11 protein-coding genes are annotated in these 12,998 nt (G+C 66.8%); 8 read left to right on the plus strand and 3 right to left on the minus strand.

Features of this window, described 5'->3' with window-relative positions; translation table 11 throughout:
* Together ACFDSW_RS10235 and ACFDSW_RS10240 are read left to right on the plus strand one after the other, a co-directional pair.
* A partial coding sequence (locus ACFDSW_RS10235; RefSeq protein WP_375250188.1) for a cation:proton antiporter occupies positions 1 to 1,142 on the plus strand: 1,142 nt, incomplete at its 5' end.
* Positions 1,139 to 1,480: a DUF423 domain-containing protein gene (locus ACFDSW_RS10240; RefSeq protein ID WP_375250189.1), complete on the plus strand. Its 342-nt coding sequence runs from the start codon at positions 1,139 to 1,141 to the stop codon at positions 1,478 to 1,480. The genes ACFDSW_RS10235 and ACFDSW_RS10240, both read left to right, overlap by 4 nt.
* Here the strand turns inward: ACFDSW_RS10240 and ACFDSW_RS10245 are convergent.
* Positions 1,477 to 2,913 carry an MFS transporter gene (locus ACFDSW_RS10245; protein WP_375250190.1) on the minus strand — a complete coding sequence of 479 codons (1,437 nt, stop codon included), beginning with the start codon at positions 2,911 to 2,913 and terminating at the stop codon, positions 1,477 to 1,479. The two genes, ACFDSW_RS10240 and ACFDSW_RS10245, sit on opposite strands and share 4 nt — an antisense overlap.
* Positions 2,914 to 3,052: 139 nt before the next feature.
* On the opposite strand from ACFDSW_RS10245, the gene ACFDSW_RS10250 reads away from it, so the two are divergent.
* The 3 genes from ACFDSW_RS10250 to ACFDSW_RS10260 all read left to right on the plus strand — a co-directional run bounded on the left by ACFDSW_RS10250 (position 3,053) and on the right by ACFDSW_RS10260 (position 5,983).
* Positions 3,053 to 5,137, plus strand: a complete 2,085-nt coding sequence (locus tag ACFDSW_RS10250; protein WP_375250191.1) for a prolyl oligopeptidase family protein — start codon at positions 3,053 to 3,055, stop codon at positions 5,135 to 5,137.
* 106 nt (positions 5,138 to 5,243) lie between these two features.
* Positions 5,244 to 5,585, plus strand: coding sequence for a hypothetical protein (locus ACFDSW_RS10255; protein WP_375250192.1), 342 nt, complete (start codon positions 5,244 to 5,246; stop codon positions 5,583 to 5,585).
* 107 nt (positions 5,586 to 5,692) lie between these two features.
* Positions 5,693 to 5,983, plus strand: a complete 291-nt coding sequence (locus tag ACFDSW_RS10260) for a hypothetical protein (RefSeq protein ID WP_375250193.1) — start codon at positions 5,693 to 5,695, stop codon at positions 5,981 to 5,983.
* A gap of 72 nt (positions 5,984 to 6,055) precedes the next feature.
* Here ACFDSW_RS10260 and ACFDSW_RS10265 read toward each other — a convergent pair whose 3' ends face one another.
* Entirely contained in the window at positions 6,056 to 8,377 is a 2,322-nt protein-coding gene (locus ACFDSW_RS10265; RefSeq protein WP_375250194.1) for an ATP-dependent helicase, read from the minus strand.
* A gap of 211 nt (positions 8,378 to 8,588) precedes the next feature.
* Between ACFDSW_RS10265 and ACFDSW_RS10270 the strand changes: the two genes are divergently transcribed.
* From ACFDSW_RS10270 to ACFDSW_RS10280, 3 genes are all read left to right on the plus strand, one after another.
* Positions 8,589 to 8,879 carry a GFA family protein gene (locus ACFDSW_RS10270; protein ID WP_375250195.1) on the plus strand — a complete coding sequence of 97 codons (291 nt, stop codon included), beginning with the start codon at positions 8,589 to 8,591 and terminating at the stop codon, positions 8,877 to 8,879.
* 87 nt (positions 8,880 to 8,966) lie between these two features.
* Positions 8,967 to 10,601 (plus strand): inorganic phosphate transporter, encoded by a 1,635-nt coding sequence (locus ACFDSW_RS10275; RefSeq protein ID WP_375250196.1) that lies wholly within the window; start codon positions 8,967 to 8,969, stop codon positions 10,599 to 10,601.
* Positions 10,602 to 10,856: 255 nt separating this feature from the next.
* Positions 10,857 to 12,164, plus strand: coding sequence for an MFS transporter (locus ACFDSW_RS10280; protein ID WP_375250197.1), 1,308 nt, complete (start codon positions 10,857 to 10,859; stop codon positions 12,162 to 12,164).
* A gap of 47 nt (positions 12,165 to 12,211) precedes the next feature.
* Here the strand turns inward: ACFDSW_RS10280 and rsmD are convergent, their stop codons facing one another.
* On the minus strand, positions 12,212 to 12,751 hold the full coding sequence (rsmD, locus tag ACFDSW_RS10285) for a 16S rRNA (guanine(966)-N(2))-methyltransferase RsmD (RefSeq protein ID WP_375250198.1): 540 nt from the start codon (positions 12,749 to 12,751) through the stop codon (positions 12,212 to 12,214).
* Positions 12,752 to 12,998: the final 247 nt, after the last annotated feature.

Here is a 12,998-nt window from a genome sequence, read left to right on the forward strand (position 1 = left end):
GGCCGCTGTTCCGGCTGATCGGCAATCTGGGCGAGCGCGAGATGTTCGTCTTCGCGGCGCTGTTCACCGTCATTGCCGCCTCGGCGTTGATGCAGGCGCTGGGCCTGTCGGCGGCGCTGGGCGCGTTCGTCGCGGGTGTGATGCTGGCGGACAGCCCGTATCGGCATGAGCTGGAGGCCGATGTCGAGCCGTTCCGCTCGATCCTGCTCGGTCTTTTCTTCCTGGCGGTTGGCATGATGCTGAACCTGCAGGCGATCGCCGACCGCCCGCTGTTCGTGGTCGCGATGGCCTCCGCGCTGATCGCCACCAAGGCGGGGATCATCACGCTGATCGGGCGGGCGTTCCGGATGGAATGGCGGCAGGCGCTGGCGCTCGGGCTGTTGCTCAGCCAGGGTGGCGAATTCGGTTTCGTGCTGCTGGCGCAAGCGCAAAATGCCTATCTGATCGCGCCCGAGGCGGCGAGCCTGTTCGGCGCGATCATCACGCTGTCGATGGCGACGACGCCGTTCCTGATGGCCGCCACCCGCGCCTTTCGGGCAGAGCCGGTCGCCCATGACGAGGAGCGCGATGGCCCCAGCGCCGACGGCGCCAATGCGATCATCGTCGGCTATGGCCGCTTCGGCCAGACGGTCGGTCAAATGCTGATCGCGCAGGACATCCCCGTCACGCTGATCGACACCGATATCGAGATGATCGACATCGCCGGCGAGTTTGGCGCGAAAGTCTATTATGGCGACGGCACCCGGCTGGACCTGTTGCGACAGGCCGGCGCGGCCGATGCGGAGCTGATCCTGTTCTGCATGGATGGCGATCAACTCGATCCGGCTACGCTGGAGGCGATCCACGAGGCGTTCCCGCGCGCATCGCTGTATGTCCGCGCCTATGACCGGCGTGCGTTGGTCAAGCTGAAGAACGGCCCTGCGCGCTATGTTGTGCGGGAGGTGCTGGAATCGGCGATCCGTATGGCGCGGTTGGCGATGGACGATCTCGGCATCGCGCGTAGCGATATCGATCGCGCCGAGGATATGTATCGCGCGCGCGACAAGGAGCGGCTGCGCATCCAGATCGAGACCGGCGATCTTCGTGCCGCCCGCGCGCGCGTCGCGGCGGAACAACCCTGGGGCGACGGACCGACGACATGAACCTGATACTGATCCTGGCGGCGCTCTCGGGCGCGATGGCGGTCGCGGCGGGCGCGTTCGGGGCGCATGGCGCCAGCGGCGCGGCGGTGGAGTGGCTGAAGACGGGTGGTCATTACCAGTTGATCCACGCGATCGCGGCGATCGTCGCGCTGCGGCTCGATGCGCGTGGCCCTGCCTGGCTGTTCGTCGTCGGCGCCGCGATCTTCGCCGGGACGCTGTACCTGATGGCGATCGGGCTGCCACGCTGGCTAGGCGCGATCACCCCGATCGGCGGGGCGATGCTGATCGCCGGCTGGCTGTGGCTGGCGTGGATCGCCGCGCGCGGCGGCGGATCCTAGCGTACCGAGGCGGCGGGCTGCGCGGCGGAGGCTTCGCCGGGATCGGGGTTGCGAATGGACGGACGCAAACGCGCCAGACTGCACAGCCCGGCCATCAGCGCCAGACCGGCCGCGACCAGCGGCGGGGTCGAGCCGGATCCCACCCCGATCGCGAGCAGCGCGGCGACCAGCGTTGCGCCGGTCGTCTGCCCGACCAGCCGCACGGTGCTCACCAGTCCTCCGGCGGCGGCGACGCGCGTGCGCGGTGCCGAGCCGATGATCAGCCTGGCGTTGGGCGGCAGGAAGGTGCCGAAGCCCGAACCGCACAGCGCCATCCGCCACGCAATGTCGAAATAGCTGGGATCCGCCGGCATGAACGCGATCAGCAGCAACGCCACGATCGAAATCGCCATGCCGATCCCGCCCAGCAGCCCGGCGGGAATACGGTCGGACAGCCAACCGGTGAGCGGCGCGACGATCATGTTGGTGAGTGGCCATGGCGCGATCGCCGCGCCCACCGCGGCGGCGGAAAAGCCATATTCATGCGTCAACCGGAACGGTGTCGACAGCAGAAGCGTCATCGAGGCGGTGAAGGCGGTGAAGCCACCCAGCGTCGACAAGGCGATCACCGGGCGCGACAACAGGTCGATCGGCAGGATCGGATTGGTCGACCGTCGCTCGCGCCGCACATAGACGACACCGACCAGGGCGCCGAGCGCGACGATCGCGGCGGAGACGACCGGGCTGTCGCCATGAACGCCGCTCTCCGCCCCGCCGATAATCAGGCCGAACATCGCCGCGCACATCACCGCGCCCTGCACATCGAAATGACGGTCACGCGGCTTCGGATCAGGAAGCGCGCGCCCGAACAGCAACGAGGCGACGGCGAACGGAATCGCGCTGGCGAATACCCACGGCCAGGGCGCGATCGCGAGCACCAGTCCGCCGATCGTCGGCGCCGCCGCGGCGGAACTGGAGACGATCACCGAGTTGATCCCGAGCCCGCGACCCAATTGGCTGGCGGGATAGGTGTGACGGATCAGCGCCGACGCCACCGCCAGGGCGCCGGCAGCCCCGATCGCCTGCGCCGCACGCACCACCAGCAGGAAGGGCAGGCTCTTCGCGAAGAAACATAGCAGGGTGGCGATCGTGAAGATGATCTGGCCGACCTGATACATGCGCTTCAGCCCGATCCGTTCGCCCAGTCCGGCGAAGGGCAGCATCAGCATCACCAGCATCAATTGATAGACGGTGACGATCGCGACGACCGACGACGATTCGACATGCAGGTCACGCGCGATCGTCGGCAGCGCGACATTGGCGACCCCGCCGTCGATGATGACCAGCGCGGTGCCGAAACAGAGCGCGGCGATCGCGGCATAGCGGCGCGGCGGGGGCAATCCGTCGGGAAGCGACGCGGGGGCGGGAGGAGCATGCGCGGAACGATCGGCCATATGATGCCCGAATAAGGGAAACGCCGGCTTGTTCCAGCATCGCCGCAACCGCACACTGTCGGTTTGTGCGCGCTACGCGATTTGTCGGAGAATCATCGATGCGTTTCCTCGCCGTGAAAACAGTTTGGCTGGGGCGGCAATGGCGCTTGCCGCCAGCACCGCGCACGCGCAGACCGCCGCGATGACCAACGCGACCGACGACCCGTATCTGTGGCTGGAGGACAAGGACGGCGCCAGGGCGCTGGCCTGGGTAGAGGCGGAGAACAAACGCACGCTGGCGCGCCTCGAAAGCGATCCGCGCTATGCCACCTTTTATCACGAAGCGCTGACGATCGCCTCGGCGGAGGATCGCATCCCGATGCCGGGCCAGTTGATGGGGCGGATCGTCAATTTCTGGCGCGACGCCGCGCATCCGCAGGGGGTGTGGCGATGGACCACCCCGGAGGATTATCGCAACCCTCAGCCGCAATGGCATATATTGCTGGACCTCGATGCGCTGGGAAAGGCCGAGGGAAGGAAGTGGGTATGGCACGGCGCCACCTGCCTGCCGCCCGAGGAACGGCTATGCCTGGTTGCATTGTCCGAAGGGGGCGAGGACGCGCAGACCTATTGTGAATTCGATCTCGCCGCCGGTCGTTTCGTCGACGGCGGCTTCGTGCTGCCGACGTCGAAACAGGGCGCGACCTGGATCGATAGGGATACGCTGCTGGTCAGCCGCGACTGGGGGCAGGGGACGATGACAGCGTCCGGCTACCCGTTCGTCGTCAAGATGGTGAAGCGCGGACAGCCGCTGGATCAGGCGCGCGAGGTGTTCCGTGGCGAGCCCGGCGATCAGCTGGGCACTTATGCCGGCACCTTTACCGACGGACAGGGACACCGCGCCGTTTTGATCGAGCGCCAGAAAACGTTCTTCGGCAGCGACAAATTGCTATGGACCGCAGCGGGCGTGCGACCGCTGCCGATCCCCGCGCGCGTCCGGGCCACCGCGCTGCTCGACGGGCAGCTGATTTTTGAGACGAGCGAGGCCTGGGGAGCGGTGCCGGCCGGGGCGCTCGCCGCCGTACCGCTGACCGCGCTGGAGCGGGGGGAGGCGACGCCGCGGGCGATCTTCACCCCCGCCGCGCGGCAGGCGGTGGCGGGGGTCGATTCGACCCGGCATCACCTGGTAGTCCAATATACCGACAATGTGCGGGGCCGTGTCGCGGTGCTGACCCCTGGTGACGGTGGCTGGACACGTCGCGACATGACGTTGCCCGACAATATGATCTTTGGCGTTATGGGCACGTCGGATCGTAACGACCGCGCCTATCTGGCGACGACCGGCTTTCTGACCCCGACGACGTTGGTGGAAAGAGATGTCGGTAGCACCGCCGCGCCGGTGCCGGTGAAGGCGCTTCCGGCGCGCTTCGATGCGGATGGGCTGGCGGTTGACCAGTTCGAGGCCACCTCCAGCGATGGCACGCGCATCCCGTATTTCGTCGTGCACCGCCGCGATGCCGTGGCCGACGGCAACACGCCGACGCTGATGACCGCTTATGGCGGTTTCGAGCTACCGATGCTGCCCAGCTATGCCGCGACCGTCGGCAAGCTTTGGCTCGAACGGGGTGGCGCCTATGTGCTGGCGAACATTCGCGGGGGCGGCGAATTTGGCCCGGCCTGGCACGATGCCGGGCGCAAGACCAAGCGTCAGCTCATCTATGACGATTTCGCCGCGGTCGCGAAGGACCTGATCGCCCGCCGGCTGACCAGTCCGGCCAAGTTGGGCATTTATGGGGGGTCGAACGGTGGCCTGCTGATGGGAGTGATGTTCAACCAGCACCCCGATCTGTGGAAGGCGGTGACGATCCAGGTGCCGCTGCTCGACATGCTGCGCTACGAACAGATCGCCGCCGGCGCCTCTTGGGTGGATGAATATGGCTCGGTCGCCAACCCGGCGGAGCGGGCGTTCCTCGCAAAAATCTCACCCTATCATAACATTCGCAAGGGCGTGGGCTACCCCGAACCCTATATCTGGACCACCACGAAGGACGATCGCGTCGGGCCGCAGCATGCCCGCAAGTTCGCGGCGCGGCTGAAGGAATACGGACTGCCGTATCTCTTTTTCGAGGACACCGCGGGCGGCCATTCGGGCGATGCCGATATCGCACAGGGCGCCCGTCTGCAGGCTTTGCAGATGACCTATTTCGCGCAAAAGCTGTGGGGCGACGTGACGTCCGCACGATAGGGCGGGCGCGCCCCGCGATCCGGGCGGGGACCGCGTCGCATGTTGGAACGCTCCGTTTCGCGTACCGTTCTTGCTGCGACGCAGCAGACTGCGATATGGAACGGCAATGGAATCCGAGACGATGAACCGCTCCGCCACCGCCGTGCCCGACACCGTTCCGCTCGTCTTCGAGGCGATCGTCAAGCAACAGGCGATCGCCGCGACCTACAATCGCGGGGAAGTCACGCTGGCGCCGCACATCCTGTACACGAAGCACGGGGAGATCTATCTCGACGCGCTGACCATCGAACGTGATGGCCAGCCCCCGCGCGAGGCAAAGATCGGCGCGTTCAAGCTGACCGGGCTCAATGCGTTGCGGATCACGCCGCGCCGGTTCAAGCCCAGCGAGCTGTTCGTGGCGGGCGACGCCAAATATGACGGCGTCACCTTGCTGGCGGTGGACGTCTGACCGCGGACGAGGGCCGCACGCGCCGGATCGCGCGCTGGCTGCTGATCCTCTTCTATCTTGTCGCTGCCATCGCCCATGGGGCCGCCACCCCGGCGATGGTGGCGATCATGCCGCGCTGGGTGCCGGCCCCGACGCTGGTGGTGATCGCGACCGGGATCTGCGAGGCGCTGGGCGCCGTGGGATTGATGACCCGGCGCTGGCGCGTGGCGGCCGGGTGGGGGCTCGCCGCTTATGCATTGTGCGTGTGGCCCGCCAACGTCCAGCACGCGATCAACGACCTGTCGCGCGGCACCGGACTGCCCCTAGCCTATCATGCGCCACGCCTGCTGTTGCAGCCGCTGATTATCTGGTGGGCGCTATGGGCAAGCGGCGCGGTGCGGCCGCGACGGAACGGATAGCGACTGCCGCTATCCGAGCGCGTGCGACGTACCGGATTCGACGCCGGCACGGCATGACGCCTTGATCGTCCATCAGCCGGCCGAGACGAAACTGTCCATCACGCGCTTGCGCCCCGCCTGCTCGAAATCGATCTCCAGCTTGTTGCCCTCGATCTCCGCGATCGTGCCATAGCCGAACTTCTGGTGGAATACGCGCTGCCCCAGGGCGAGGTCGTCACGCCCCTTGTTGCCAAGGCTCACCGCCGAAGCGCGGCTTTCGACGATCCGGGCGGGTTCGCGGGTGAAGGTGCGGCTGGACCAGTCGCCACCGGGCTTGCCGCTGCCGGCGACGTTGAGCGTCCCCGCCGCGCGCTGCCAGCCCGGCCCGCGCCCGGCGCCCCGTCCGACATTGGCGAAGGGATCGGCATGTTCGGACCAATTGGCGCGCCACAGGCTCTCGCCCCCCGACATGCTCGTCTCGCTTTCGACATGCGGCGGGGGCAGCTCGCCGACGAAGCGTGATGGGATCGAACTGGTCCATTGGCCATAGATGCGCCGGTTCGCGGCATGAAGGATCGTCGCGCGCCGCCGGGCGCGGGTGATCGCCACATAGGCGAGGCGCCGCTCCTCCTCCAAACTGCGCGTACCGCCCTCGTCGAGCGCGCGCTGCGACGGAAACAGGCCTTCTTCCCATCCGGCGAGGAACACCGTGTCGAACTCCAGCCCCTTGGCGGCATGGATCGTCATGATCGTCACCTTCGGATCCTCGCGTGTCGCCTCATTGTCCATCACGAGGCTGACATGTTCGAGGAAGGCACCGAGATTCTCATATTCTTCCATCGCGCGGACAAGCTCGGACAGGTTCTCCAGCCGCCCGGCCGCCTCGGTCGATTTCTCCGCCTGCCACATGGCGGTGTAGCCGCTCTCGTCGAGGATCTGGCGCGCCAGCTCGGGGTGCGGCAGATCGCGTGCCATGTCGCGCCAGCGCGCGATATCGCCGATGAAATTGCCGAGGCTGCGACGCGCCTGCGGCGTCAGTTCGTCGCTGTCGAGGATTCGCGCGGCGGCGAGCATCAGCGGCAGCGACTCGGCACGGGCGAGCTGATGCAGTTTGGCGATCGCCTTGTCGCCAAGCCCGCGTTTGGGCGTGTTGACGATCCGCTCGAACGCCAGATCGTCGGCGGGCTGGTTGACGACCCGCAGATAGGCGAGCGCATCGCGAATTTCGGCGCGTTCATAGAAACGGAAGCCGCCGATGATGCGATACGGCAGGCCGATCGAGATGAAACGGTCTTCGAACTCGCGGGTCTGATGCTGGGCGCGGACGAGGATCGCGATATCGTCGAGGCTGGTGCCCGATCGTTGCGCCGCCTCGATCTCGTCACCCACCCGGCGGGCTTCCTCCGGCCCGTCCCACACGCCCAGCACCCGGACTTTCTCGCCCGCGTCCAGCTCGGTCCACAATTCCTTGCCCAGCCGCCCGCCATTATGCGCGATGACTCCGCTCGCGGCGGCAAGGATATGGGGGGTCGAGCGGTAGTTCTGCTCCAGCCGGATCACCTTCGCGCCGGGAAAATCCTTTTCGAATTTAAGGATGTTTTCCACCTGCGCGCCGCGCCAGGAATAGATCGACTGATCGTCGTCGCCGACGCAGCAGATGTTCCGCCGCTCCTGCGCGAGCAGCCGCAGCCATAGATATTGAACCGAATTGGTGTCCTGATACTCGTCCACCATGATGTAGCGGAAGCGCTGCTGATATTGTTCGAGCACCGCGCGTTCGCGCTTCAGGATGACCAGCATGTGAAGCAGCAGGTCGCCGAAATCGCAGGCGTTCACCGCCTTCAGCCGGTCCTGATATTGCTGATACAATTCGCCGCCACGGCCGTTGCCGTAGCGTTCGCTTTCGCCAGCATCGATCTCCGTCGGGGTAAGCCCGCGGTTTTTCCATTCGTCGATCAATCCGGCGAGGCTGCGCGCGGGAAAGCGCTTCTCATCGATATCGGCGGCCAGGATCAACTGTTTCAGCAGCCGTAGCTGATCGTCGGTGTCCAGGATCGTGAAATTCGATTGCAGCCCGACCAATTCGGCGTGGCGACGCAGCATCTTCGCCCCGATCGCGTGGAAGGTGCCGAGCCACGGTATGCCTTCGACTGCTTCGCCGACCAGGCGGCCGACTCGCTCGCGCATCTCGCGCGCGGCCTTGTTGGTGAAGGTGACCGACAGGATCTCCGACGGCCACGCCTTGCGCGTATATAGCAGATGCGCGAGCCGCGCGGTCAGCGCGGCGGTCTTGCCGGTCCCCGCGCCGGCCAGCACCAGCACCGGCCCATCGGTGGTGAGCACCGCATCGCGCTGCGGTGGATTGAGCGCGGCGAGATAGGGCGGAGCGTCGATGGCGTCGGGAAAATCGGTCACTCACGAACAGTTAGGGAACGTCCCCGCCGCGGGCAAGACGCTTGCGAATCTCGGTTGCCTGTGAGAACGTAACGGAAACGAGATGGGGAGATCGGCGATGGAATGGGTCGGCGGATGTCATTGCGGAGCGATCCGATACGTCGCATCCGGCGAGCCGCAGCATCACGCGATCTGCCATTGCGACGACTGTCGCCGCTGGTCAGGCGCGCCGATGATGGGCTGGATCGCCTTTCCACAGGATGCTGTGACGATCGATGGCGAACCAGCGACCTATGCGTCGTCCGAGTTCGGCAGCCGTAACTTCTGTGCGGCCTGCGGGACGGGCCTCTTTTATCGCAACGCGCGGATGTTGCCGGGAATCATCGATATCCAGTCCGGCACGCTCGATCGGCCAGGTGACGCCGCGCCGCAGGCGCAGATCATGGTGAAAGATCGGCTGGAATGGGCGCCGACGATCGCCGCGCTGCCGGCATTCGCACTTTATCCGGGCATGGATGGCTAGTGGGCGTTGCCGCCGGCACGGTGATCCGGTATCCGATGTTAACGACAGTCATCAAAACGTAATGGATTAGGCCGACAGGCCGGCATCATGACCAGCAATGTCCTCGCGGCGATCCCCTCGGAGCCCTCCGCCGCCGCTCGACGCTTCGACAAGCCGGCGCATCCGTTGGCGCGCGTGCTGTTCTTCGCGCTCGTCGTGGCGGGTTTCGTCTATGCCGGCGCCAGCGTCGTCTGGGATACGCAGCAGGTGGGGGAACAGCTCGCCGGCGGGGTGTTCCTGTTCCTCGCGCTGGCGTTGCTGATCGCGCTGGGGTTCGAGTTCGTCAATGGCTTCCACGACACCGCTAACGCGGTCGCGACGGTTATCTATACCAACGCGATGCCGGCGCATTTCGCCGTGGTCTGGTCGGGATTCTTCAATTTTCTCGGCGTGATGCTGTCATCGGGGGCGGTCGCCTATTCGATCGTCACGCTGCTGCCGGTCGACCTGATTCTGAATGTCGGGTCCGGCGCGGGATTCGCGATGATCTTCGCGCTGCTGCTCGCTGCGGTCGCGTGGAACCTCGCGACCTGGTATGTGGGTCTGCCCAACAGTTCCAGCCACACGCTGATCGGGTCGGTGCTCGGCGTCGGCCTGGCGAACCAGTTGATCAACAGCGGCACCAGCGGCACCGCCGGCGTCGACTGGAGTCAGGCCACGAAGGTATTGACCGGGCTGTGGATGGCGCCGTTGATCGGCTTCACTGCCGCCGCGCTGTTGCTGCTGGTGTTGCGTTATGTGGTACGCAATCCACGGCTGATGACCGCGCCGGAGGGCGATGCGCCACCGCCGACGGGGATACGCGCCTTGCTGATCTTCACGTGCACCGCGGTATCGTTCAGCCATGGCTCGAACGACGGACAGAAGGGCATGGGGCTGATCATGCTGATTCTGATCGGCTGCGCCCCCACCGCCTATGCGCTGAACCGCACCTTGCCCGCCAGCGATACGCCCGCCTTCGTTGCCAGCGCGCAGGCCAGTGCGCAGGTGCTTCGCCAGCAAGGCGCCGCGCCGATGGCGATCGATAACGCGCGGCCCGTGCTCAAATCCGCGCTGGAACGGCGCGCATTGGTGTCGCCGAACGCCTATGGTGCGATCATCGCTGTATCGCAGGACCTGTCGCAGCGCGTGCAGGGCTATGGCGCGCTGAGCCGCGTCCCCGCATCGGCGGCGGAAAATATCCGCAACGACATGTATCTCGTGCTCGAGTCGATACGGATGGTGGGCAAGTCGCCAGCCGCCGGCCTCAGCGATCCCGAGAAGGCGGCGTTGGGCGACTATCAGTCGCGGCTGGAGAAGGGCACGCGCTACATCCCGTTGTGGGTGAAGGTGGCGGTCGCGCTGGCGCTGGGGCTTGGTACGATGATCGGCTGGAAGCGGATCGTCGTGACCGTCGGAGAGAAGATCGGCAAGCAGCACATGACCTATGGCATGGGCGCTTCGGCCGAGCTGGTCGCGGCGGCGACGATCCTCGCCGCGGATCGCTTCGGCCTGCCGGTTTCGACGACGCATATTCTGTCGTCGGGCGTGGCGGGCGCATCCGTCGCCAGCGGGCACGGATTGCAGCGCCGCACCCTGATACAGCTTGCGGCGGCATGGCTGCTGACGCTGCCGGTGGCGATGCTGCTGTCGGGGCTGCTTTACTGGGCGTTGCTGGTCGTGGTGCGCGGCGGAGGCTTCTGACGCGGACATTGTCCGCTCATCGGATCATCGAGCCAGGAAAAGCCGGGGCGGCGTTATTGGCCGCCGCCCCGTAGTTCAGGGAAAGATCGGGCGAGGGGGTCGTCCCGATCGGGACGGCGCCAAATAGGGGGAGGGCGCCGCCATCGCCGTCCTAGCGATCCAACATTGCTCCTTTATGTCGTTCGCTCCAGCAAACGTAACCGGCGCGACATTTTTGGGCGTTGACGATGCCGGGCGCGGGTTCGATGAGCGGACATGGCCCATGCTCTCTCCGCCGCCCCCGCGGCCGCGCCTGCCTCCCACCGCCGGATCCTGCTCGCGAGCCTCGTCGGCACCTCGGTCGAATTCTACGACTTCTATATTTATGCGACCGCCGCCTCGCTGGTCTTCGGGCCATTGTTCTTTCCGGCAAGCAGCCCGTCGGCGCAGTTGCTGGCGGCCTATGCCAGCCTCGCGGTGGCATTCCTCGCCCGTCCCGTCGGGGCATGGGTGTTCGGCCATTACGGCGATCGCATCGGCCGAAAGTCGACCCTCGTTGCCAGCCTGATGCTGATGGGGGGATCGACGCTCGCGATCGCCTTTCTGCCTACTTATGCCGATGCGGGCTATCTCGCACCGCTGCTGCTGTGCCTGCTGCGCTTCGGGCAGGGCTTCGGACTGGGCGGCGAATGGGGCGGCGCGGCGCTGCTGGCGGTGGAGAATGCCCCCGCCGGGCGCCGCGGCCGTTATGGGATGATGCCGCAACTGGGGGCGCCGGTCGGCTTCATCGCCGCCAACGGGCTGTTCCTGCTGCTGGGATGGTTGATGACCCCCGCGCAGTTCCTCTCCTGGGGCTGGCGCGTTCCGTTCCTGCTGTCGATCGTGCTGGTCGGGCTGGGGCTGTGGGTGCGGCTGAAGATCGCCGAAACCCCGGCGTTCGCGCGCGTGCTGGAGGAAGGACCTCCCCCGGCGGTACCGATGCGTGAGTTGCTGCGCGAGCATTGGCGTGCCGCACTGGGCGGGACGCTCGGCGCGGTGGCGTGTTTTGCGGTCTATTATCTCGCCACCGCCTTCGCGCTTGGCTACGCCACGACGGTGCTGGGCATCGATCGCCAGACGTTCCTCGGCATGCAGCTCGGCGCGGTCCTGTTCATGGCCGCGGGGATCGCGCTGTCGGGCGAATGGGCCGATCGCACCAGCCCGGGGCATGTCCTGACCTGGGGGTGCGTCGGCGCGGTCGTGGCCGGGTTCGCGCTGGTGCCGGGGCTGGGGTCGGCGGAACCGCTGCCGATCTTCGCCAGCCTGGCGTTTGCGCTGTTCGTGATGGGGTTCGTCTATGGCCCGCTGGGCGCCTGGTTACCGGGGCTGTTCCCGGCGAGGGTGCGCTACAGCGGGGTCAGTCTTGCGTTCAACATGGCAGGGATCATTGGCGGCGGCCTGACCCCGGTTGCGGCGCAGGCACTGGCGGAACGCGGCGGTCTGTGGCCGGTCGGTGGCTATCTGGCGGGTATGTCGCTGTTAAGCTTGGTCGCGCTGCTGTCGATGCGGCCGCGCGGCGGAGTGGCAGCGCCTCATTCGCTCTAGGCCCTCATCCGGTTTAGGCCCTCATTCGGTTTAGGCCCTCATTCGCTTTAAGCGAGGCGCAGCAGCGTCAGTCGCGCTCGTCCGTGAATGCGATCAGCGTCGGGAGCGAAGCCCGCCACATCGACCGTCTCCTCGCGGGCGGTTTCGATCGATACCCAGGTGGCGGGGCCGATCCAGCCGAGCCGAGCAAGCTTGTCGGCCGCCACCGCGCCCGCGCCAGTGCCATAGGGCGGGTCCATCATCACGATATCCAGCGGCGCGCGTGCTGGCCCCAGCGTCAGCACGGAGGCAGCACGAACGTCGGCGCCGGGCGCGCCCAGCTTCGCGATATTGGCGCGCAAGGCATCGAGCGCTGGCTTGTCCTGTTCGACGAACAGGCACGATGCAGCGCCCCGCGACAATGCCTCCAGTCCCAGCGCGCCCGACCCGGCGAACAGATCGGCGACCGCCAGCCCCTCGAAGCTGCCGACGCGGCTGGCCAGCATCGAAAAAAGTGCCTCACGCGTGCGATCAGCGGTCGGGCGGGTGGCATCGCCCTTTGGCGCGACCAACGGGCGGCCGCGCCAGGTGCCGGCGATGATCCTCATTTGCCGCCCCCGCGCCGCGGACCACCGCGGGGCTTGGCGTTCGGTTTGGGCTTCGGCTTGGCCCAGCCCGGCTGCCGCTTCAGCTTGGTGGGGCGGGAAGGGGTCGTTTCGGCGACCTCGGGAACTGGTGTGGCCGGGCTACGCTTGACTGGCGGTGTCGTGCGCGCGCGCGGCGCCGTCGACGCTGCGGCGCCGCGCGGCGGCCCGGCGGCAGGACGAGGAGTCGGCGCCCGCCCCGGCGCGCCCG

It is taken from the genome of Sphingomonas sp. (assembly GCF_042091075.1).
In the GTDB taxonomy this organism is placed as follows: domain Bacteria; phylum Pseudomonadota; class Alphaproteobacteria; order Sphingomonadales; family Sphingomonadaceae; genus Sphingomonas.